Below are 21516 nucleotides of genomic sequence, written 5' to 3'. Positions count from 1 at the left end.
GCTAGTTGGCCTTTTGGTTTAGCAGATAATTAATAATGCGAGGAAGTTTCGCCGGAGCCAGTGCCTTACCTGAATGAGTGCTCTCAAAGAAAATCATTTCCACATGCGGACAGAATTGTTCCAGATGCACTAAATTCACGGGTTCATTTTCAAAGAAGTAGATCTTTTTAAAATTCTTCTTATCGTTTTCGATAAACCAATCGGTTTTGAATTGAGCATCATCCATGCTGCGATGAGGTTTTAAAACGAGCTTCGCACGATCATTCATCGGGAAACCCCATTGATGAAGAATTTCTGCAGAGCCAATACCCATGCGTTCCACATCTCGTCCTGTAAGGTAGGCGATGTCTGCTCCGGCTTTTTCAACTTCAAGAACAAACTCCAAAGCACCATCATACAAAGAGTCGAATTGAAGATAGTGATTTGAAAAGAAATGTTTCTGCCAATAAGCGCGAATGGCCTCTTGAAATTCGGGATGAGCACCATCAAGACCTGCGCGTTCCAAAGCGGCGGTGATACCCCAATCTGAGCGCATGGTTTTAATGTTCTTAAGCAAAGTCGTTTGCTCAGGAAATTTCTTTTGATTGATGGGGGAGGCTGCGAAGTCGAGAAGAATTCTTTCCACCCGCGGACTGACATCAAAAAGGGTGGAATCTAAATCAAATACAACCAGGCTTTTTTCGCCTTGTTGAGTGATCGCTCGAATATTATCAAGAACCTGCTCTAACATAAGGGCCATCTAGCCATACAAGTCCAGTGAAATCAAAGACTTTTCTTGCCCTGTCAGAGTGATTTTCTATAATAGCTTTGGAGGCTTACAGCATGACAAGACTTCTTACAATGGTCCTGATCAGTTCGTTTTTGGTATCGGGATGTAACTTAAAAAAAGATGCCTTGGGCACTGAAAAAAATCCTATCAAGTTTCATCTTGTGCCTGCTGTCGATGCTAAGGTGCTTGCTGATAATGCCAAAGTGCTTGAAGAGTATTTAGAGAAAAACACTCCCTACAAGTACGAAATCACCATCCCTCAATCTTTCGTCGCCGTCGTTGAAGCTTTTGGCACAAAAAGGGCCGACGTGGCCGCCATCAACACTTATGGCTATTACCTTGCCCATAAGCAGTACGGTGTTGAAGCCCGACTGACGGTGATTCGTTACGGAATTGCGACGTATCAATCTCAGTTTCTCGCTCGTGCGGACAGCAAAATCAAAACACTGAAAGACTTGGCCGGAAAGAAAGTGGCGTTTGTCGATCCCGCCTCCACCTCCGGATATCTTTTGCCGCTGAAGACTTTGAAGGATCTGAAGATCGAACCTAAAGACACTGTGTTTGCGATGAAACATGATTCGGTGGTGACGATGATTTATCAAGGCCAAGTGGATGCCGGAGCTACCTACTATAGCCCGGCACAGAATGGCCAGATTGAAGATGCTCGTCGTTTGGTGAAAACTCAATATCCTGATGTCGAACAGAAAGTAAAAATTATTGAGCTTTCTGAACCCATCCCCAATGATCCGATCGTTTTCAGAAAAGACATGCCAGAAGAGATGAAAGAAAAAATCGTGGACACACTTCTGCAATTTGCGGCAACTCCCGAAGGACTTAAAGCTATTGATCTGATGTTGGGAGCGACGAATTTTAAAAAAGCCACCGACAGCGATTACGACAGCGTTCGTGAAATGCTAAAAACCTTGGCGCCGCCTGAAGGAAAATAAAATGACCACTCCTTTACTGAGTGTGCGAAATCTTTCAAAGACTTATCCCAATGGGGTGCGCGCTTTAAAAGAGGTGAATTTAGAAGTTCAACCTGGGGAGTTCTTAGTCATCATCGGCTTAAGTGGTTCAGGAAAGTCGACCTTGCTTCGCTGTCTGAATCGTCTGCATGAACCAACGTCAGGACACATCTTTTTCGAAGGCGAAGATGTCGGCCAATTAAAAAAGGGTGAAAACATACGTCGGCTGCGTAAGAACATCGGCATGATTTTTCAGCACTTCAACTTGATTCCTAGGCAAAGTGTTCTGAAGAACGTGTTGATGGGACGACTGGCAGAAAAATCGACGTGGCAAAGTTTCTTCGGTTTATTTTCTGACGAAGATAAGAAAGAGGCCCTGCAAAATCTAAAACTTGTCGGGATTGCCGACAAAGCGTTGCTAAGAGCGGATCATCTTTCAGGAGGACAAAAACAGCGTGTGGCCATTGCGCGAGCGCTGACTCAAAAACCGAAGTTGATTTTGGCGGATGAGCCCGTGTCGTCTTTAGATCCCGCAACCTCGCATGCGGTGATGGATTATCTTAAAAAGATTAATCAAGAGCTTGGTATTACGGTGATCGCGAATCTGCATTTTCTTTCTTTAGTGCGTAAATACGCCACACGGGTGGTGGCGCTCAAAGAAGGAGAAATTGTTTTCACCGGAAAGCCAGAAGAGATCACCCAAGAGTGGTTCCATCGTATTTACGGAGAAGACGCCCATGACATTTCGTAAAATTATATTTGATGGAATTATTTTTGGGTTCTTTCTTTCCGTCTTAACGGTCGCTTTTTTTGTTTCTTCAGAGGACGCGATGTTGAACCTTCCGGTGGTGGCGGGCAGTGCGCTTGCATTTTTTGCCGTCGGATGCGGCTTCAGTATTTTATTAAAAAAAATGAAGGTCGTTACTCTGGGTGACATCTTATTTAAGACCTCGCCACCCACTTTAGAAGACAAAGCTTGGTTTCGCCGCTTCTGGGGGTGGCAGCTCATCATTTCGTTACTGACGGCTTTGATCGTCTCTATTTATAAAACGGAATTTTCGCTAATAGAAATTCTAGATGAAAACGGCTTTGCTGGCGCCGTTCGACTTTTTAAGGGGCTGTTGGACCCAAATTGGGAAGTTCTTCCAAGGGCTGTTTTAAATATTATCGAAACGATCTTTATGGCGTTCTTAGCGACAACATTGGCGATACCTGCGGCATTTGTCCTGAGCTTTCTCTGCGCTAAAAATATCATGCGCGGACCGTTTGCAAAAACGGTGTATTTAGTTTTACGCACGTTTTTAAATATCACTCGCTCTATCGAAGCGCTGATTTGGGCCATCATTTTTTCTGTGTGGGTTGGCATCGGGCCGTTCGCGGGCATGCTCGCTTTAATGATTCACTCGATTGCTTCGCTCGCCAAACAATATTCTGAAATGGTAGAGGCGGTCGAAGAAGGTCCCATCGAAGCCATTGAATCGACCGGCGCCAATAAACTGCAAACAATTTGGTATGCGATTGTTCCTCAAGTGCTTCTGCCGTATATTTCATTTACGGTCTATCGCTGGGACATCAATGTGCGCATGGCCACCATCATCGGTTTGGTTGGTGGGGGAGGCATTGGAACAATGTTGGTTCAGTATCAGGGCCAAGCGATGTGGCGCGAAGTCGGTTGCATTATCGCCGTGATCGCCGTGGTAGTGTGGGCGCTGGATTTAGCCTCCGCACATATTCGTGAAGCTCTTAAATAGAGGTGGTTATGTCAGAATTAAGTCCTTTTAAAATCACAATCAAAGAACATCATGTGGACTCATACGGGCACATCAACAACGCCACGTATTTGCAAATTTACGAAGAGGCTCGTTGGGAAATCATCACGCCGCGCGGGTTTGGTTTTAAAGAAATTCATCAAAAGAAGATGGGCCCGGTCATCCTTGAAGTGAATATCAAATTTTTAAAAGAAATTCGGCTGCGCGAAAACATCACGATCGTGTCTAAAGTGACAAGCTATAAAGGCAAGATTGCGACCATGCTTCAGCAAATGATCAAAGAGGATGGATCGGTCGCAAATGAAGCGACATTCGTTTTCGGGTTGTTTGATATGAAAGAGCGTCGCTTGATCGAGCCTACGCCAGAGTGGAAGGCCGCTTTGGGAATGGAATAAGCTTTTCTGGAGCAGAAAATAAAAAAGGCATCCTGGAGGATGCCTTTTTTCATTTAAGACCTTCAGATCTTAGAAGTTTTGAATGTAATCAACCAACTCTGGGAAATCGATGAACGGGTTGCGATTGCCTTGAGCTTTTTGGATCTCATTATTTCTGTGCATTTCTTCTTCATCAACTGGATCTTCAAGATGCCATTTGCGAAGAACTTTTTCTTGGTTAGAGCTGATTTGAATGCTGTAGCGAACCGAGAAATAGAAAAGAGCGCGAGCGACATTTCCTTTGTGCGCCGTTGGTGGTTCAAAGATTTCTGCACTTCCACCAGTGCCTTTGCCGGTGCGTGATTCTTTACATTTAAGGATTTTTGAATCTCTGGAAACTTCACCGAATTCATTGTTGCCGCGAACAGAGTTCATTTCAGAGTCGGCGGGATACAAATGGTGAAGATCTGATTTTTGCATGCCTTTGTTGAATTTGCCAGTGAAGCGGCTTTGAGGCCATGTGTGCTCTGTATTCAGAGTCGTGCTGTCGGGGATGACGCGAGGACCAGGAGGTGTTCCACGGAATTCGTGGCTGTGTCTGATATTACCGCAGTAAACATCAGGAAGACCGTAGTTTCCGTTTCCTTCATCGACTAGGTAATAAACGCCTAGAAGGAAGATGCGGGCACGGTCATAACCCAGTGAGATGTGTTGGTAACAACCGTTAGAGCCGTTGCAGTTATCCGTGATTTCATCCAGGTGGCCTGGGATCGCACGGTGTTGGCTGCTAAGCACGGTGTGCAAACGCTCAACCAATTCTTCATCTCGAGCACCCGATGAAAGATCGTTATAAAAATCTTCACCGTAGTATGGAATTTGTTGAGAAATGGTGGCTGCATTAACAGAGCCAGAAAGAAGAACAAATAGAACCGACAGTAAACTTGCTGTCATATAAACCCCTCCATAGACAGACATTTTAGGTGTCTTGTAGAAACGCTGCGCCCTATTCACAGCATATACGGAACGTATGAAGTTTAAATATGAAATTAGGCAGCGAAGCAAGTACATAATCCAATGCGTACTGCGCCAAAACAAAATACTGACATTTAAAATATGAGGGATTAAGCGACTTTAGCTATCGGGGACGCGACAACGGTCAGATAAAAGTGCCCTTTGCCCGTTGAAAACGGAATCATCATGCCCGCAGCTCCCGGAGCACTGTGCACAGTTTGCCCCGCGCCTAAAATCACGCGTGGAACCGTCATCTGCACACCGTAGTTGGTGATTTCAGCCTTGGCATTACCGAAGATGATATTATTGATCTCACCCACGGCATCTTGATTGTCTTGCGTAAGCTCTGTTTGCTCTTCCATCAACATGGTCGAAACAACTTCAAGGTAACTTCCTTTGTCAAAAGAGATCGTCAAGTAACCTTGGAACGACTGGCTTTTGATATCAATCACAGAAGAGACTTCGCCCATCAAAGGTTCATGCGGGGATTTTGGTCCTGCCTTACCCATGTTGACTGACGTCACGCCAAACTGCCCAAGAACACTGGTCGTGGCTTTGATGACAGCATTGATCACGCGCACATCCACGGCATACTTTGAAGCCGCGACAACCGGAGGTGTTTCTTTCGAGGCCCCATGATGCTGAATATTTAAAATTGAAATCATCGCATCAATCAACTCGCCAGGAGAAACAGGTTTTTTAAAGAATTTCGAATTTTGCAAAGACTCGGGAAGATCCGTTTCTTCACGTTGTGAAATCACGATCACGTCAGCATCTTGGGTATTTTTATAAGTATGAATGCCATAAACGAAGCCGCCGTCCATCAGACGGGGAACTTCTGTATCGATGATCACCATGTCGAATTTCTGATTTTCAGATTTGATAGCCGCTTCCGCACCGTCTTTGGCTCGTACAAGTATGGGCGCAACAGCTGAATTTTCCAGCTGCTTAAATAGTGGTTCGCGGAGCTGGTGCTCCAAATCACACTTGTTGTCCACTATGAGGATATTCTTTCTAGTCTTCATTTCTTTCTTCTGTACAAAAACCATAAGCTTCAATCAGTTTGAGCATTACTAACCTTAACCACCAGTAATCTGATCGGGCTTTCATGAGGAAGGCTTTAACCTTATTTTCGTCAAAAAGTTCGACGAAACATAACGAATTTTCTTTGAGAAACTGTCTAATTTCCTACAGTTAAGTCAGGTCTTGTTTGTGCCGATAGACTTTCTAAGGAGTATTCTGAGATGGCAAAACAGTACTATTTATCTAACAATGGGACCCATATTGGACCGTATACGCATGAGACGGTTCTTAAAAAGATCGAGGCCCAGGAACATCAATGGACAGATTACGTTTACGACGACAACGTCGGCGAATGGATGATGTTGTTAGAGCACCCCGAGTTTGCAACCAAGCTAGCCCAAAAGCCTGCGGTTCGTCCTGGCGCTTCTCCGGCACCGGCACCTAAAAACCTCAAAGACAAAGAGTGGTTCATTCTGAAGGAAGGCAATAACTATGGCCCTTTCTGCAGACTGGAGCTTGTGCAAATGCTGCAAGAAAAAACTCTTTTTGAATACGACTACATTTGGCACGCAAAACTTCCTGCCTGGAAACGTGTTGCTGAGGTGGACGAGTTTTCGTCACAAAGTATCCGCGGAATGAAAGAATCCAAAGATGCCGATGTGGCAGAGATCTTTTTCCGTCGCCGTCATGCGCGAGCTTCTTACGGCGCTTCTTTGATCGTTCATAATAACAAAACCGTTTTCCGTGGTCAGGCGCTTGAAATCAGCGCAGGCGGAGCCGGTGTTCTTATCGACACTCCGAATTTGCAACCGGGTCAGTCTCTCTTCTTGCATTTCCAACCGGGTGATGGGGTTCCTCCTTTCAATGCTGTCTGCCAGATCGTCAGCAAGCAGTTTGTGAAAGATGCGGCTCCGGATTCTGAATCTGTGAAGTACGGTGTGAAGTTCACGACCCTCAGTCAGTCGGTCCGTGAAAGCATTAAGAACTTTACTACAAAAGCAGCTTAATTTTTTCGGGGGAGGTTCCCAGGCCTCTTCCGCAACTTTTAGAGGAACTATGAAAAAAGGATTTTCAGCATTGTTAGTGGGCGTCAGTGCGATGATGCTAATGGCGTGTGCACAGGATGTGAAGTTCGATCTACCGGCGGATTCCGACAACTTCGATCAAAATGTCACCTACAATAATAAGGTGGATATTCTTTGGATCGTCGACAACTCGTCTTCGATGTTAAAACATCAGCAAAGTTTGTCGAGTCAACTGCCTGATCTTGTGACGAAATTAAATTCCTTAAAAATGGATTATCACATGGCGGTCGTCACGACCAGCGTGGGCGGTACAAATCCCGACGGCGGTAAATTCATCGGTTCGCCAAAGTTTGTGACGAAGTCGACGCCTGATTTAGTGAACAGTTTAAAAAGTCGGATGATCGTGGGTGAGGCGGGGAGCTCCAATGAACGCGGTCTTCAATCCATGGAAATCGCCCTATCGCCCTCCTATCTTGCTGGGGAAGGCCGTGGTTTCTTTAGGGAAGACGCCTTGCTTGTCGTCATTGCTTTATCTAACGAAAACGACAAGAGCCCGGTATCAAATCCAGTAGCGTATTACACGAATGTTTTAGATTCCTTGAAAAGACCTTGGGTGGACGGCAGTCGTTCTTGGGTTTTCAATTTCATCGGCGTACTGCCTACCAGTATTAATTGCTCCACATTCAATGATTACTCTGAGTCTGGTTTGACTTTTATTGATATTGCGAAAGCGTCCGGTGGCGTGACAGAGTCCATTTGCAGTTCGAGTCTGACTACAGCGGTCACGAATATTAGATCTCGCATCTATCAGATTTTGACGGACTTTAAACTTTCAAAAAAACCTCTGGTGGAAACTATCACGGTTAAAATCAATGGTGTCTCCATTCCTCGTAGCAACGTGAATGGTTGGGACTATATTGAGTCTAGCAATGCCGTTCGTTTCTATGGTTCCGCCGTGCCAGCAGCGGATGCATCCATCAAAGTGGATTTCAAACCTAAAGAAGCAAACTGATAATACAGTCCTTGGGCTTTCATCAATTCTGCGTGAGAGCCCACCTCGGCCACTTCACCCTGATTTAAAACAACAATGCGATCGCACTGCTCAATCGTTGAAAGACGGTGAGCTATGATAATGCTAGTACGGCCTTTGGTGATTTCTTTTGTCGCCTCCTGAATGATGTGCTCACTTTCAGAATCAATATTTGCTGTCGCTTCATCCAAGATAAGAATATCGGGGTTGAATGCCAGAATCCTAGCGAAGGCAATAAGCTGTCTTTCGCCGACAGAAAGATTGGCGCCGCGTTCATCGACGGTACTTGAAAGATCGCGTCCTGTGCGCAGAAGCAACGACATATATCCCGTTTTTTCACAGGCTCTTTGAATCTGTTCGTCCGTGACCTTTGGGTCGCCGAGTCCGATATTGTCGCGAATCGTGCCACGGAAAATAAAGTTATCCTGTTGCACGACGCCCACGTGATGACGGATTTCATGACGGGCAATACGTTCTAAAGCGACGCCATCGACATAAATCGACTTTTCCGGAGCATCGTAAAAGCGCTGAAGTAAAGAGATGAAAGTGGACTTTCCGCTTCCAGTTCTTCCCACGAGAGCTATCGATTCACCGGCTTTGATATGTAAAGAGATGTTCTTTAATACCGCAGGAAGCTCGGGCTCGTATTGAAATGTCAGATCGCGAATTTCAATATCGCCTTGAACGACTTGGGGACTGTGAAGGTTCTCTAGTTCAAACTCTTTCTTTTCGTCCATGAGCGTGAATATACGCTCAGCACTGGTTAAAGAGTTTTGAAACTGTTGATACTTTTCTAAGATTTCGCGCAGAGGCGGGATGAAGTCCTGAATGTTCATCAAGAAAGCCACCAAAGAGCCAATCGCGATTGAATTTTGCGCACTTAATAAACCACCGAAGTACAATGCTGAAGTGATTGTCGTGGCATTAAACAGGTTCATAATCGGCTGCATCAGCGCATACGCACGGATCGAACGCATGTTTGTATCACGATAATCGGTGGAGAGTGCTCCGAACAGCTCCCGATTGCGGGTGACACGATTGTACAACTGAACGACTTTAATGCCGTTCAGATTTTCCGCTAAGAAAGCATTGATCAAAGAAAGTTTCTTCTTTTGTTCGCGTAAGATCTCGCGAATGCGATTGCTCAAGTAGATCGAAGCGCCAATAAAAAACGGAGCTAAGATCAAAGAAACCAAAGTGAGTTTCCAAGAAATCAAAGACAGGGCCACCACGACAGAAACAATCACCACGCTTTGAGTAAAGACCGCAATAACGCCTTCAGAAAAAAGTTCCCCTAAAGACATCACATCATTCGTCAGGCGAGTCACTATTCGTCCTGTCGGGGTTTTATTAAAGAACTGCAGAGGCAGGCGCTGGACATGCGACATCAGATCTTCACGCAAGTGAAAAAGCATGCGGTTTCCGAATCGTTGAAACAGGTACACATTTCCGAAAGAAAAGATCGAACGGCAGATTTCTAAAGCCAAATACGCATAAGCGACATTGATAAAAACGCTATAGTCTTTTTCTTTCACACCATGATCGATCGCGTATCCCACTAGGAATGGAATCATACGAGCGACGGCCGCGCCACCGGCGACAGCCGCGATGGCTGAAAATAGCAAAAGCTTTTCCTTGCGTGCGTAAGGCCACAGGCGACGGAATAATTCGGGGTAGGTGATCTTAGTTTTGACTAGATCTTCATGCATGAAATTTTCACTCATGATGATCCCCCTTTCCTTGAATCTGCACAATTTTTTGAAACGTCGGACTTCTTTCCAAAACCTCGTTATAAGGACCCAAAGCTTCGACTTGTCCGTCTTTTAAAATCAAAAGTTTATTCACGGCTTTCAAAGATGAAAGACGGTGAGCCACAATAATACGACTCATCGTTGAGTGACTTTTGCTTAATTCGGCCTCGATGGCTTTTTCTGTCTGCGTATCAACCGCGCTTAATGAATCGTCGAGCACAAGAACTGGCGTTTTCATGATCAATCCACGCGCGATCGTCAGACGCTGCTTTTGTCCGCCTGAAAGATTCACGCCGCGTTCGCCCAGTTGGGATTCAAATTTATGCGGAAGTGATTCAATTTCAGTCGTTAAATCGACAACTTCAGTCATACGAACGATGTCTTCGTCGGCGGCCCGAGCTTTGAGGCCGAAGCTGACATTGTCAGAAATGCTTTCGCTAAATAAGAAAGCCTCTTGCGGGACCAGGAGGAAAGTTCTTCTTAACGATTCCTGGGTGATGTTCTCGATAGGGTGCCCGTTGATCAATATCTGACCTTCTTCCAGCGGATACATGCGCGAAAGCAGGTTCAGTATTGTAGTTTTACCGGCACCGACAGGCCCCATGATGCCCAAGGATTCACCGGCGTTCAGAGTGAAAGACACATTTTTAAGAACGTAGACCGAGCTGCCTTTATGCTTATAAGACACGTTTTTGAATTCTAAGGTTTGGAACGAAGTCAGCTCGTGCTTTCCCAGATCGGGAATATCAGTCTCTGTTTGCAGAACCTCTTTAATACGATCAAAAGAGGCATAACCTTTTTGGAAATAAGAAAAGCCCATGCCCAATGCTGTCATAGGCCACACCATCTTTTGGATGTAACGATGAAAAGCGACGAAGGTGCCAATCGTAACGGCGCCAGAATAAATATCATCGCGAGCGACAAAAAGCAGAATCACACTGCCCGAGGTGACACCGAACTCCATCACAGGGATAAAGAACGCATCAATGCGTGCGACTTTGTTACAGGCTTTTTCAAAAGCGGAGCTGACGTTATTGAAAAGCGTTGTGCGATTGTCTTCCTGAGCAAAACTTTTGATAACGCGGATGCCGCCCACGGTTTCTTGCGCAACACCAGTCAGCTCAGAGAAACGGTCTTGTTGAGTTTTGTAGTTTGAATGAATTAGGCGCATCACTCGCCAAATTAAAAAGGGAACGATCGGCAAGAACACCAGGGTTTTCCAAGTCCATTCCCAGTTCAAAGAAATCATGATCGGCAGCACCACGCCGATAATGATAATGCCGTCTGCGAGGATTAAAAGTCCCGGGCCGATGGCTTGGCGGAAAGATTGAACGTCATTTGTAAGAAGACTCATCAATTCGCCCACTTGGTTTTTGTGGAAGAAGTTAGGTCCTAACGAGGTGACGTGGCGGAAAAGTTTTTGACGAATATGTTCGGCTGCGAAAGTGTGAAACTTTCCGAAGTACGCGCGCCAGCCATAACGACTGACAGCTAAACCTGCCATGATCGCGAAAAACATCGCGCATGTTTTACCGATGTCATCGAGCGGAACTTTTGTTTCGATCTGATCAATTGCCGTTTTCATAATCAACGGATAAATTCCGTCCAGCGCATTGGTGATCAACAAAAAAAGCATCCCCAAGCTGAAGGCTCGGGGATTGTTTTTTATGTAGAACCAAAGAGGGCGATTAAATAAAGAAGAGTTCTCTGTCGCAGATTGCATCGTCGGAACTTTAGTTAATCCCAGCGGACTCTGCAAGAGTTTTGGGTTTCCCCTCGATATTGCTCTTGGCGTCGTTCGTATGCTCTTTGTTCCCAGCCATAAAAGAAAGGGCGAGACTGGAATAAACGGTCTACTAGAAACTTCAAGATGGCCATAAAACCTCCTACAGTGCCTTGTCTCTAGGATCGGCAGGTTGGTCCTATTATTCAATACCCTTGCTTAGAGTATTAAAATACGCTACCCTCAGTTTTGGGGGTTGAGATGTCGCAAATTGACCAGTTTTTAAACTCACTCAAACGCGCTTTAAAAGCGAAGAATGTTCTATATCGTGACTTGGCGAAACCCTTGGGTTTAAGCGAATCTAGCGTGAAGCGCATTCTTTCCAACAAGAGTTTAAGTCTTGAACGCCTGGAAGAAATCTGTCGCGTGGCCGATATCAGTTTTTCTGAAGTCGTGAAATCCGCAAATCTGGAAGAGGCCAATCAAGCGGTCACGCTTTCCGACGAACAAGAAAAGGCCCTCGCGGAAAATGCGCGCCTTCTGCATTACTTCATGATGTTACAAGAGGGGAAGACTCCACAGAAGATTGAGCGCGACTATCAGATCGCCAGTTCTGAATCGAAAAAATATCTTTTCCAATTAGACCGATTGAATTTGATCGAGCTTCATCCTCGCGACAAAGTGAAGTTCAAGCGCCAAGGCTTTTTGCGTTTCCGTCGCGATGGACCTGTAGGTAAAGCCTTGTTCGATCAAACAAAGACCAGCTATTTGAGTTACGATTTTAGGCCCGAAGACTACATTCGCTTTTCGTTTCTAAAAATCAGTCCTCCGGCGCTGGCCAAGTACAAAGCAAAACTCGAGCGCATTTTGTTAGAGATGCAAGAGGAGTCACGCTTTGAAGGGGAGCACAACGTGCCCGTGCAAGACACGGGTGTCTTGTTATCCTTCCGCCCTTGGCAGTATTCGTATATGGGTGCTATTAAAAAGAAAGAGGGTAAAGAAGATTAGGCTTTAAAGGCCTAACTTCTTCTTGATCTCTTCAAGATCTTTGCTTTGTTTTTCAAGCTGCTCTTTTAAAAGACGATTTTCTTCTTTTAAAGACGCAATCTCACGATCATGACGTTGCAAACGGGCATCTACGGATTTCATTTGTTCTTCAGACTGTTTACAAATGCCATGAAGTTCTTGAACGGCGTTGACTGTCGCCCAGTGAATCGGATCGACGTTCAATTCAAGATAGCCGTCCGCTCGAGTTCTTACCGCATCAGGAATAACTTTCTGAACTTCCTGAGCAATGAAACCCGTCATCCTGTGGTCAGATGGAAGTCCCAAAGGATTTCCTTTTTTATAGTTGAAGCGAACTGTGTGTAGTTTCAGAATTTCATTCAATCCGTACTCATAGTCGCCTTTAATATCTTTCAATCGGATGTCCGAGGCATTGATCCATGCTGTTCCTGAGCTTAAGCCCGCACTACCGATAACGTGAAGGTTGTAAGAGGGACCCGCAGTTCCGATTCCCACATTTCCGTTATTAAGAATTGTCAGTCTGTTGGCATTCGAAGAGGCGTCGAAAATATCAAAGCCTGCAGGACTTGATTGCAAACGGAATAAATATCCTCCTGCACTTTGGAACTCTTGCACGACATTGCCCGAAGGGTTGTAAAAGTAGGCCCCGTCACCGGTCACGCTCAGTTTTCTAGGAGCTCCGCCGCCAATTCCTAAGTTACCCAATCTATCAAGTTGGACGTGGTTGCCGGAGCCAGATACAGCGACATCCGCAGCGCCGGCAGCTGAAGACGTCGTTAAATAAAGAGTGCCTGTCGACGGACTGAATCCAATACCGCCCGCATAACCCGAAGCCCCACCATAACCACCGTATCTCTGAGTACCGTTATGATAGCTATTGAAGAAATGAACTAAATCCCCACCGGTGTGCAGGAAGTGTCCTTTATTAATTTCCATTGTTTCTCGAGGGCTGGCAGTATTAACCCCGACGTATCCGTTTCCTTTGATAGAAAATCTTGCATTGCCATTGGCGCGAGCGTACAGAACGTTCACGTTAGCATCGCTTGAAGCGGTGTAAAGTTGGAGTCCATGAGCATTTGCTAAATTGGTCGAGTTAAAAAGTGTCGTCGCATATCCGGTACCCGCAGCTTCCCATTGCAGTCCTCCAGGACCGATCCCATTTCCGTTGATCGCCGCAATAGTTCCCGAGTCCCCAAGGTTGATGGTCGTATTTGAAAGCATACCGGCGGGAGCCGTGATTGCTCCGACAGCAATCTGGCCTGAAGGAAGAATGGTCATTCGTGTTTGTCGAGCCGTGCCGCCAATCGGCGTCGTTCCAAAATCAATGCTCGTCCCTTGCGCCGTACTTGTGAAATTTTCAGCGGCAAGAAATTGAATGGCCGCGGAGTTATTAGAAATGTTCGTCGCATCGTAGGCGCCAGATCCATAAAGTCCCATCAAGCGGTCGCCCGATTGAGCGGGTGTGCGCGCCGTGTTTGTCCCACGAGATTTGGCAAAAACTATTGTGGCGCCACCATTATCATTGGAACTTTTTTGAACAAGAATGCCGCCATTGGCATTTCCGACAACGTGCAAAGGAGCTTGCGGAGATCCAGTTCCCACACCGACTTGCCCGTTATCAACCAAAAGATCCGGTGTTTGATTTGTGTTGTGAGCAAAAAGAGCGATCGGACGGGGAGAAACTCCAGCCGTTCGCGAATACAACCAGCTCCAACCATTTGACGTATCGACACCGAAGCTTAAGCCATTGTTTGAAGAATCTTGGAAAGTCGCAATTGCATAGTCAGTTTGAACACTCGCGGCGCCGTGGACTTGAAGCTGAGATGAGGCGCCGGAAGCATTCACACCGACTTTCCCAGTGCTGCCGATGGAAACACGAGCCACGTTGTTAGTTTCAATGTCTAACCCAAAGGCATCATTCACACCGAGGGTGGCATTTGCACCAAAAGAGTTTCCTCCGTTGATATAAGCTCCATCAGCGCCTGTCGTGGGAAGATCGGAAGAGGCGATCGTTCTAAAAGATGGAACGCCACCGGCTGTAGGGGCTGCCAAGAATGTTTTCGCCGCTTTGGAAGCGTAAGTGATTTGCGAATCACCAATTGCAATGTTTGTACAAATATATTTATCCGTCGCAGATTCCCAATTCAAAGTTTGCGCGGCACTGCAAGTCGTAGGGAAGAATTGCGCATTTCCCGCCGCCGTAGAGCGAATATCTGCGACGCCAATAAATCCCGGTGCCCAATTTGTTCCGTTGTATTTAAAAATATTGTTTGTCGCTGTCGGTGTTGTACTGACAACGCCGGTGCCCTGAATTTTTCCCACCAAAGTCGCGCCCGTTGTTGAGATCGTGACGTCTCCCGCAGGTGTTACGGCCGTCGCAACATTCGATCCGTTGCCAATCCAGATGTTTCCTGAATTGAGTGTTGTGCCCAATTTACTATTGAAGCTTGTCCAATCGGCACTGGAAAGGTAACCCGCTTGCGAACCATTGGCCTGTTGAATTCCGATGGTCGGCGCCGATGCCGTTCCCGAATTTACAATCGGCGAAGTCACACCCACACTGGTCACGCCCACAGAAGAAAGGCTTGTCCAAGAAAGATTTCCTGCCCCGTCATTTAAAAGCAATTGATTGGCGCCACTTTGCGCTGACGGAAATTTAAGTACATAGCTCGTAGAGACTGCCGTTGGTGCCTGTAAAGTCACCGTGTTAGAGCCAGAATCTTTTAAGACGACTCGGTTTAGCGTTGCATTGTTCGCAATAAAGTTTCCGGAGGCGTCTCTTTTAACAATCGTTGAAGCCGTGTTCGCGTCCGTTGCCGCATTAGCGGCTTGAGTCGCGCTATGAATATTTGCCGCCGTCGAGCCGCCGACAGAATTCACTGTTGCCGTCACCGAACCTGAGCCGCTCGCCGTCACATCGCCAGTCAGTGCCGTGATAGTTCCGCCACCGTTATTGTCGTTAGCGGGAGCCCAACTTGTACCATTAAACTTCAATGTTTGTCCTGAAGTAGGGGCCACGGAAAAATCGAGAGCCACGCCTTTGATTTTATCTACGCTGACTGAACCAATAGATCCACTGACATCACCTGCAACACTGACGTTGATCGCCAGACACTTAAAACTGTTTGTCGCCGCTTCCCAATACATTGTTTGGTGCTGAGCACAGTTCGCACTTGCGACTGCGGCACTAAAATACGATTGCGTAACATAACCGCTTAAGGTCGCAGCCAGTCCTGAGACATCGGAACTAGTAATGACCGCCGGAAGCCATTGAGCTCCGTTGTATTTTAAATATTCGCCGCTGTTAGGAGCGGTGGTAGAAACCGCCACGCCCTGAATTTTTGCTACTGTGGGATTGGGATAAGTGGAACTTAAATCTCCACCGGCTGCGCCCGTGGGAATACGCGCATCTGAAAGACGTGGATCATTACCAGCGGCTACGGTGTTAGCTGCAGTTCCAACATTCAACGTGAGCGTGGGAGTGGATGTCCCATTGACGATAGTTAAGTAAGAATTAGCAGACGTCACATCGGTGACCGTTCCTCCGCTCGCGCCCGCGACACCAGAGCATGTTAATGCCGAGCCATTCCACGATAAAAAAGTTCCCGAGGCACACGTAGGAATTCCGGCTTTCAAGAGAAAGTCAGAAGCGCTATTCGTACCTAGCTTTGTTGCGGAATACGAATAGCCCGCAAAAGGGACCGAGCGGATTTCAGAATCCGGCGAAATGACTTTCCAACCGGAACCATCATGAAACTGCACGCGCAAGCGTCGAATATCATCATAACTTGGGCTGTAATTAGAACTTCCATAACAGGCTAAGGAGCCTGAGTTCACAAAGGCATCTAAGAGTTTAAAAGAGGCGTCGGTCGGAAAGCTTTTGCTGCCACTGCCGATGGCGACGTCAAACACGCCACCAGAATTTGTCATGTTAATGCCATTCACTTGTTCGCGGTAAAGAACGCAAAGACCATCGGGACTTGTGATTTCAAACTGAAAACTGACGTTATTAAATTCAAGCGGAGAACCGTCAGCACGCAGAATACGCCCTTGATAAGTCAGCGAATTGGGCCCTGCCCACGCCGCCGTTAGAAACAGAAATATGAATAAGAACGTGCCGGTGTATTTCATACTCTCTTCTTTTCGGTCTTTATTTGTCGAAATCTTAACAGTATTAAGTGAAACCGCCTTGTATTGGTGATAGAGCGTATCAACTTGGGACGTGAGCTCGACCAAAGCAGGAAGAATGACTGGGTCGTAAGAATGTCTAAAGCTTAGACAAGCCTTCCCTTATTACAGAGATTCTTGAGCTCACGGGGTGGACGAAGGGGACTATGCTATAACCTCTCTATGAATTTCAGCCACGGCCTTATTTTTATTCTAAGTTTGATGTTAGGAAGTGCAAGTTTAGCTGCCGGTACCAAACCGCGCGCCTGTTTGACTGAACACATTGATGAAGCCTTGGAGTTGAATAAAAAAAGAGCGCCTCACTACGAAAGGCTCTCTGACGGGAAAAGCAGAAAGGTCACCAAACTTTTGATCTCGATGGAACGAAAGCTGCGACTGATTTCTCCCGTTGCGGATCTTTTGGTTCAGCCGTTTCAAAGAGTCGGCATCCCGATGACTTGCGATTACTTCATTTCGATGAACGAAACTCCGAAGTTCAGAGCGGTGAATCCTGCGGGTAAGGACTCTTTAGATAATTTCCGTCCTGCCGCCGTGGAAGTGATGCAGAAGTATCTTTTGCAGTTCTATAAAGAACGAGAATACACGGAACTCGCAAACTATGCCGATGAATTGATCCATGAACTGGAGCGTGAACCACGCTATAACTGCATGGTTCGTCATATTTTGGAGTCTATCCGTCGCATCGCTGTCTTGATTCCACGTCACGAAAAAATGGCGATGGAGCGTTTGGGTGACTCCACGATGTTCATTGCGAATCTGATGTTGCGTTCTCATATTTATCTACTAGAAGAATCATCGGAGATTGACCAAGTCGCGGCTCCGCTTCAAGCAGACGCCTTACCGATTGTGTGTCAGGACGTACCTTATATTCCCTGGCCGTAACGTCTAACACTGTTTCCGATTCTTAACTTGCGGGTCCCATCATTCCCCGCAAGAGTATTCGGATGAAAAACTCTTTGCGTTTCATCGCCGTCTTTCTATTCATAATTTTTCTTACCGGTGTGTCCTTGGCTGAATCCCTCTTCGAGCGAAGAATCGCTGACGGCCGCAAAGTTTTTGACGTGTTCTTACAACAAGGCATTCCCCAAGAAGCCTTAGATCTGACTTTTCGCATGTTCGACTACAACGTAGGCCTGATCCCGAATACCGAGTACGTAGTGATTGTCAATTATTCGGAGCCGTCGACGGTGAAGCGGCTTTATCTTCTGCATTTGGATTATGGATATGTTGAAAGATTTTATGTCGCGCACGGGATTAATTCCGGCGTTCTTGAAGCGCGCAGCTTTTCAAACTACGTGGACTCTTGGAAAAGCTCTCTGGGATTTTACTTTGCGCAAGGAACTTATCTGAGCAAAGTGAACGGGCGCTCGCTGTATCTTGAAGGGATCGATAAATCCAATGATCGTGCTAAGGAACGCGCCATTGTTTTGCATGGCGCCGGTTACGTCAGCGAAGCATTTATCGCACAAAACGGACGGCTGGGGTGGAGTGAAGGTTGCTTTGCAGTCAGTCTTCAAGACCGTGACTATTTGATCGATGTTCTGCAAAATGGAAGTTTGCTTCTGTCCTATCACAAAGACCTCATGCGATCATCTCGACTTTCGCCTTGGCAACAAGAGCTCGCAGGCTCTGAAATTATTCCGCCCGGAGTAAATCCAAGACGTACCTCTGGGGAAGGTGGCGGAGGAAGGTGAGATGTGCCTCATTCTGGCGCGAAAATCAAAAAGTGTTTCGGAATATTAAGAAGTTACTTCAGCTGCAAAAATATTTTGACGATGTAGCCCTGGGCCATTCAACCCAGGGAGTATTCCATGTTGGATCGTATTTGGAAAACGCGGAGCTATCGATATAAAACCTTGGCGTTACTCATTGTAGCGATCATCCCTCTTTGGGCAATTGTTCTATTCTATGTTCTTCCTTTGGTCCGCGACAATATGTATGAAGATCGTAAGGTGGCCATCCGAAGCACTGTTGATCTCGCGACTAAAATCATTGAGCACAAGTACGAGCTTTTTCAAAAGAAAGAGATCACTGAAGAACAAGCCAAGCAACAGGCCCTAGCAGCTATCAAAGCTCTTCGCTATAGTGGTAATGAGTATTTTTGGATCAACGATCTTCACCCTCGCATGATGATGCATCCGATTAAGCCAGAACTTGATGGCAAAGATCTTTCTGACATGAAAGACCCGACGGGATTTAAGCTCTTCGTAGAATTTGCACGCATCGGTCAAACGGCCGAAGGCGAAGGGTTTGCAAACTATATGTGGCCGAAACCAGGTTCGCCGCAGCCTGAACCTAAAATCAGTTTCGTGCGTCAGTTCAAGCCTTGGCAGTGGATTGTAGGAAGTGGTGTTTACGTTGATGACGTTGAAAAAGCAGTGGCTACCTTCCGCGACAAAGTTCTGATTGGTTTTTCATTGGCTTTCGTCTTAGCGTTTGGGGTTTTCTATTTGTTTGCCAGCCGTCTTATGAATTTTTTAGCACAGACAGTGACCGACACGAACACGGCCAGTCAGCAGGTGTTAGAGGCATCAAATATGCTTTCAACGGCGGGGCAAAACGTGGCTCAAGGAGCTGTGGAATCTGCTGCGCGAATTGAAGAGACTTTGCGTTCGGTGACAGATTTAAATGAAATCGTGAAGGCCAATCAAGATCGTGCTAAGGCAGCGGCAGAACTCGCGAAGACCTCCGAGGTGGGAGCCTCTGAAGGTGCCAATGAAGTAAAGAAATTGATCGAAGCTATTACCGTCATGTCCAAAATTTCAGGCGAAATCACGTCAGCCATGGATATTATTGATGACATCGCCTTTCAAACGAACTTGTTGGCCTTAAACGCGGCCGTCGAAGCGGCCCGTGCTGGAGAGCAAGGAAAAGGATTTGCAGTTGTTGCAGAGGCTGTTCGTGGATTGGCACTTAAATCAGCCAGTGCCGCGAAAGAAGTTAAGACTGTGATCACAAGCAGTGTAGAGCAAACACGAGTGTCGCTAGAACTTGCAGAAAAAAGCGATAAAGTTCTGGATGGAATCGTGAGCTCCGTGCAAAAGGTGACAGTTCTCAATCAAGAGATTTCTGAAACGTCTTCCCATCAGTCGGATGGTATTAAAGCCATTCATGAGGCCATGGGTTCTTTGGAAAGACAGACTCAAGCCTTTTCGGCAGCGGCAGAAGAAACTGCCGCAACCTCTGAAGAAATGTCCGCTCAAGCCAATACACTTCAACACATGGTGAATAGCATGGCTAACGAAGTGATTGGGAAAAAAGTGGCTTAATTCTCTAAAACTAAAACGTCTTCAATAATACCAGCTCTTGTGATCATCTCTAAGAGCTGCGTTACTTTTTCCGCATTCAAAGCATGTGAAAAATCCGCCAAAGCCGTCGCCACTGATTTTCCTTCTTTCAAATCCAAAAGAATTTGCGCTTCCACGGCGTCGATTCTTTGCACGTAGATCTTTCGTTGCTTTTTATAAACCAAAAGATGCTCTGGATGGCTCCAGTGAATATCTTCAAAGTGATATGAGCGCTCGTTTCGCTGTCTCCAGACATCATAAATCGAATAAGGGCTTTCAAAGACATGCATAGATTCGATGAAGTGGATTTTGAAATCCTCTTCGCGCAAAAGTTCTTCGATATGCTCTTCCGAAAGAGGTTGCGGAGTCGGTGTGTGATGCATGTCTTTAATCGTCCACTCAAAGCGCGCCAATTCATAAATAAAAGGAATGTTCGTCGTGGCCGACGATGTCTTTAAGAAGGCCGGAAACTCTGCACCGTGAGCCGCAAGGTCATAGGACAACGAAGGCTGTGCATTGATATAATCGGCGGCCACTTGTTGAAATGAGTCCGCTCCTAGCACCCAGAAGATGGCAGGATAGGTTTCTTTCAGGCTTTCCGTCAGACGGCGAATGTAGCTATGATTATAAACCTTAAACGCACGCTCCAAAGACATCTGTCCCACGGCTTTTAAAGTTTTTTGAAATGCCTGATCGTTTTCGCCAAGAAGGCCTTTTTTAAACAGGTTCTGTGCTTCGTTCAGATTCATGAGAGCCCTCCAAGATGTAAACAGCCTTCATCACTTCGACTTCCAGTTCTTTGAAGTCCGGGATGTCTTCGTCGCGTTCAATTAAAATAGGTAAGTGGCGGATTTTGGGTGCCATCAGTTTAAATAAGTCCCATATTTGTTCCGGAATTTCCTGCCCATGATTGTCAAAAAGAATGTCTTCGAACTTCGTCGGTCCCGACATGTGAATTTGCACCACGCGCTCCAGAGGAACGTGGTTTAAGAAATAATTCGGATCAAAACCGTGATTGTAAGAGTTCACATAGACATTGTTCATATCGAGCAGAAGACCACAACCTGAGCGGCGACTGACCTCGCTGATGAAATCCCATTCGTTCATTTCGTTATTGCGATAGCTGATGTAGGTGGAGATGTTTTCCAAGATCAGCGGACGTCGCAAAAAGTTTTGCACGAAATCAATGTTGTTCACCAAAGTCTCGATGCTGTCTTCTGTAAACGGGAGGGGCAGAAGGTCGTGAAGATTTTGCTCCGGAGATCCAGTCCAACACAGATGATCTGAAACAATAAAAGGCTCAACGTGCTCAATCAGTTCGCGCAGTTTTTGTAAGTAATCTAAGCGCAAACCTTCGGGGCAACCGATGTTCATTGAAAGACCGTGCAAAGCGACCGGATAGTCTTGACGAATCAGTTTGAGCATCTCTAAAGGACGCCCGCGCGAATTCATATAGTTTTCAGTGATCGCCTCAAACCAAGCAGCTTCTGTTTGAGGTCGCGTTTCTAAATAGGAATAATGGGGCTGGCGAAGGCCTAAGCCCACTTTATGTGTTCTTGATGAGGGGTGCATGTC

General features: G+C 46.2%; 18 protein-coding genes and 1 riboswitch. Of the genes, 10 read left to right on the top strand and 8 right to left on the bottom strand.

The window, feature by feature from the left end:
- Position 1: 1 nt before the first annotated feature.
- Positions 2-730 carry an HAD family hydrolase gene (locus ACLWBD_RS13825; protein WP_081112172.1) on the bottom strand — a complete coding sequence of 243 codons (729 nt, stop codon included), beginning with the start codon at positions 728-730 and terminating at the stop codon, positions 2-4.
- A gap of 92 nt (positions 731-822) precedes the next feature.
- Here ACLWBD_RS13825 and ACLWBD_RS13820 point away from each other — a divergent pair, with 92 nt between their 5' ends.
- The 4 genes from ACLWBD_RS13820 to ACLWBD_RS13805 are packed head-to-tail and all read left to right on the top strand — an operon-like array spanning position 823 to position 3898.
- On the top strand, positions 823-1716 hold the full coding sequence (locus ACLWBD_RS13820; protein ID WP_063204954.1) for a phosphate/phosphite/phosphonate ABC transporter substrate-binding protein: 894 nt from the start codon (positions 823-825) through the stop codon (positions 1714-1716).
- Between the two features lies 1 nt (position 1717).
- A complete protein-coding gene (phnC, locus tag ACLWBD_RS13815) occupies positions 1718-2485 on the top strand; it encodes a phosphonate ABC transporter ATP-binding protein (RefSeq protein ID WP_413568592.1) in 768 nt (255 codons plus the stop codon).
- On the top strand, positions 2472-3485 hold the full coding sequence (phnE, locus tag ACLWBD_RS13810) for a phosphonate ABC transporter, permease protein PhnE (protein WP_413568590.1): 1014 nt from the start codon (positions 2472-2474) through the stop codon (positions 3483-3485). Before phnC ends, phnE begins: the two co-directional genes overlap by 14 nt.
- 8 nt (positions 3486-3493) lie before the next feature.
- Entirely contained in the window at positions 3494-3898 is a 405-nt protein-coding gene (locus tag ACLWBD_RS13805) for an acyl-CoA thioesterase (RefSeq protein WP_413568588.1), read from the top strand.
- Between the two features lie 69 nt (positions 3899-3967).
- Here ACLWBD_RS13805 and ACLWBD_RS13800 read toward each other — a convergent pair whose 3' ends face one another.
- Both ACLWBD_RS13800 and ACLWBD_RS13795 read right to left on the bottom strand, forming a co-directional pair.
- On the bottom strand, positions 3968-4828 hold the full coding sequence (locus ACLWBD_RS13800) for an endonuclease I family protein (protein WP_063204950.1): 861 nt from the start codon (positions 4826-4828) through the stop codon (positions 3968-3970).
- Positions 4822-4919: riboswitch (purine riboswitch) on the bottom strand. (Overlaps the previous gene by 7 nt.)
- Positions 4920-4998: 79 nt before the next feature.
- Positions 4999-5913, bottom strand: coding sequence for a chemotaxis protein CheX (locus ACLWBD_RS13795; protein WP_253696379.1), 915 nt, complete (start codon positions 5911-5913; stop codon positions 4999-5001).
- A 219-nt stretch (positions 5914-6132) separates the two neighbouring features.
- Between ACLWBD_RS13795 and ACLWBD_RS13790 the strand changes: the two genes are divergently transcribed.
- Together ACLWBD_RS13790 and ACLWBD_RS13785 are read left to right on the top strand one after the other, a co-directional pair.
- Positions 6133-6918, top strand: a complete 786-nt coding sequence (locus ACLWBD_RS13790; RefSeq protein ID WP_413568586.1) for a GYF domain-containing protein — start codon at positions 6133-6135, stop codon at positions 6916-6918.
- Between the two features lie 49 nt (positions 6919-6967).
- The gene (locus ACLWBD_RS13785; RefSeq protein WP_413568585.1) at positions 6968-7948 is read left to right on the top strand and encodes a hypothetical protein; all 981 of its coding nucleotides are present in this window, start codon (positions 6968-6970) and stop codon (positions 7946-7948) included.
- Here the strand turns inward: ACLWBD_RS13785 and ACLWBD_RS13780 are convergent.
- The gene (locus ACLWBD_RS13780) at positions 7879-9690 is read right to left on the bottom strand and encodes an ABC transporter ATP-binding protein (RefSeq protein WP_253696377.1); all 1812 of its coding nucleotides are present in this window, start codon (positions 9688-9690) and stop codon (positions 7879-7881) included. The two genes, ACLWBD_RS13785 and ACLWBD_RS13780, sit on opposite strands and share 70 nt — an antisense overlap.
- A complete protein-coding gene (locus tag ACLWBD_RS13775; RefSeq protein ID WP_413568584.1) occupies positions 9683-11440 on the bottom strand; it encodes an ABC transporter ATP-binding protein in 1758 nt (585 codons plus the stop codon). The genes ACLWBD_RS13780 and ACLWBD_RS13775 overlap by 8 nt, the downstream gene beginning before the upstream one ends.
- A gap of 261 nt (positions 11441-11701) precedes the next feature.
- Between ACLWBD_RS13775 and ACLWBD_RS13770 the strand changes: the two genes are divergently transcribed.
- Positions 11702-12448: a helix-turn-helix domain-containing protein gene (locus ACLWBD_RS13770; protein WP_063204945.1), complete on the top strand. Its 747-nt coding sequence runs from the start codon at positions 11702-11704 to the stop codon at positions 12446-12448.
- Between the two features lie 3 nt (positions 12449-12451).
- Here the strand turns inward: ACLWBD_RS13770 and ACLWBD_RS13765 are convergent, their stop codons facing one another.
- Complete coding sequence (locus ACLWBD_RS13765) at positions 12452-16597, bottom strand: tail fiber domain-containing protein (RefSeq protein ID WP_413568582.1); 4146 nt, start codon at positions 16595-16597, stop codon at positions 12452-12454.
- A 219-nt stretch (positions 16598-16816) separates the two neighbouring features.
- Between ACLWBD_RS13765 and ACLWBD_RS13760 the strand changes: the two genes are divergently transcribed.
- The 3 genes from ACLWBD_RS13760 (at position 16817) to ACLWBD_RS13750 (ending at position 19923) form a co-directional block, all read left to right on the top strand.
- Positions 16817-17536 carry a hypothetical protein gene (locus ACLWBD_RS13760; RefSeq protein ID WP_063204943.1) on the top strand — a complete coding sequence of 240 codons (720 nt, stop codon included), beginning with the start codon at positions 16817-16819 and terminating at the stop codon, positions 17534-17536.
- Positions 17537-17598: 62 nt separating this feature from the next.
- The gene (locus tag ACLWBD_RS13755; protein ID WP_413568580.1) at positions 17599-18348 is read left to right on the top strand and encodes a murein L,D-transpeptidase catalytic domain family protein; all 750 of its coding nucleotides are present in this window, start codon (positions 17599-17601) and stop codon (positions 18346-18348) included.
- Between the two features lie 117 nt (positions 18349-18465).
- A complete protein-coding gene (locus ACLWBD_RS13750; protein WP_063204941.1) occupies positions 18466-19923 on the top strand; it encodes a cache domain-containing protein in 1458 nt (485 codons plus the stop codon).
- Here the strand turns inward: ACLWBD_RS13750 and ACLWBD_RS13745 are convergent.
- Together ACLWBD_RS13745 and ACLWBD_RS13740 are read right to left on the bottom strand one after the other, a co-directional pair.
- Positions 19920-20690 (bottom strand): DNA-binding domain-containing protein, encoded by a 771-nt coding sequence (locus ACLWBD_RS13745; RefSeq protein WP_063204940.1) that lies wholly within the window; start codon positions 20688-20690, stop codon positions 19920-19922. The two genes, ACLWBD_RS13750 and ACLWBD_RS13745, sit on opposite strands and share 4 nt — an antisense overlap.
- Positions 20659-21513 (bottom strand): DUF692 domain-containing protein, encoded by an 855-nt coding sequence (locus ACLWBD_RS13740; RefSeq protein WP_063204939.1) that lies wholly within the window; start codon positions 21511-21513, stop codon positions 20659-20661. Before ACLWBD_RS13740 ends, ACLWBD_RS13745 begins: the two co-directional genes overlap by 32 nt.
- Positions 21514-21516: the final 3 nt, after the last annotated feature.

Source organism: Bdellovibrio sp. HCB117 (genome assembly GCF_047305915.1).
Taxonomy (GTDB): domain Bacteria; phylum Bdellovibrionota; class Bdellovibrionia; order Bdellovibrionales; family Bdellovibrionaceae; genus Bdellovibrio; species Bdellovibrio bacteriovorus_B.
The sequence above is the reverse complement of the archived record's forward strand: the minus strand, read 5'-3'. Positions and strand labels throughout refer to the sequence as shown.

Bases quoted from the DNA above. Each gene is read 5' to 3' on its own strand.
- phnE (WP_413568590.1), top strand. From the start codon at position 2,472: ATGACATTTCGTAAAATTATATTTGATGGAATTATTTTTGGGTTCTTT.
- ACLWBD_RS13785 (WP_413568585.1), top strand. From the start codon at position 6,968: ATGAAAAAAGGATTTTCAGCATTGTTAGTGGGCGTCAGTGCGATGATG.
- ACLWBD_RS13745 (WP_063204940.1), bottom strand. From the start codon at position 20,690: ATGAATCTGAACGAAGCACAGAACCTGTTTAAAAAAGGCCTTCTTGGC.
- ACLWBD_RS13750 (WP_063204941.1), top strand. From the start codon at position 18,466: ATGTTGGATCGTATTTGGAAAACGCGGAGCTATCGATATAAAACCTTG.
- ACLWBD_RS13765 (WP_413568582.1), bottom strand. From the start codon at position 16,597: ATGAAATACACCGGCACGTTCTTATTCATATTTCTGTTTCTAACGGCG.
- ACLWBD_RS13795 (WP_253696379.1), bottom strand. From the start codon at position 5,913: ATGAAGACTAGAAAGAATATCCTCATAGTGGACAACAAGTGTGATTTG.
- ACLWBD_RS13790 (WP_413568586.1), top strand. From the start codon at position 6,133: ATGGCAAAACAGTACTATTTATCTAACAATGGGACCCATATTGGACCG.
- phnC (WP_413568592.1), top strand. From the start codon at position 1,718: ATGACCACTCCTTTACTGAGTGTGCGAAATCTTTCAAAGACTTATCCC.
- ACLWBD_RS13780 (WP_253696377.1), bottom strand. From the start codon at position 9,690: ATGAGTGAAAATTTCATGCATGAAGATCTAGTCAAAACTAAGATCACC.
- ACLWBD_RS13740 (WP_063204939.1), bottom strand. From the start codon at position 21,513: ATGCACCCCTCATCAAGAACACATAAAGTGGGCTTAGGCCTTCGCCAG.
- ACLWBD_RS13805 (WP_413568588.1), top strand. From the start codon at position 3,494: ATGTCAGAATTAAGTCCTTTTAAAATCACAATCAAAGAACATCATGTG.
- ACLWBD_RS13770 (WP_063204945.1), top strand. From the start codon at position 11,702: ATGTCGCAAATTGACCAGTTTTTAAACTCACTCAAACGCGCTTTAAAA.
- ACLWBD_RS13825 (WP_081112172.1), bottom strand. From the start codon at position 730: ATGTTAGAGCAGGTTCTTGATAATATTCGAGCGATCACTCAACAAGGC.
- ACLWBD_RS13755 (WP_413568580.1), top strand. From the start codon at position 17,599: ATGAAAAACTCTTTGCGTTTCATCGCCGTCTTTCTATTCATAATTTTT.
- ACLWBD_RS13760 (WP_063204943.1), top strand. From the start codon at position 16,817: ATGAATTTCAGCCACGGCCTTATTTTTATTCTAAGTTTGATGTTAGGA.
- ACLWBD_RS13775 (WP_413568584.1), bottom strand. From the start codon at position 11,440: ATGCAATCTGCGACAGAGAACTCTTCTTTATTTAATCGCCCTCTTTGG.
- ACLWBD_RS13800 (WP_063204950.1), bottom strand. From the start codon at position 4,828: ATGACAGCAAGTTTACTGTCGGTTCTATTTGTTCTTCTTTCTGGCTCT.
- ACLWBD_RS13820 (WP_063204954.1), top strand. From the start codon at position 823: ATGACAAGACTTCTTACAATGGTCCTGATCAGTTCGTTTTTGGTATCG.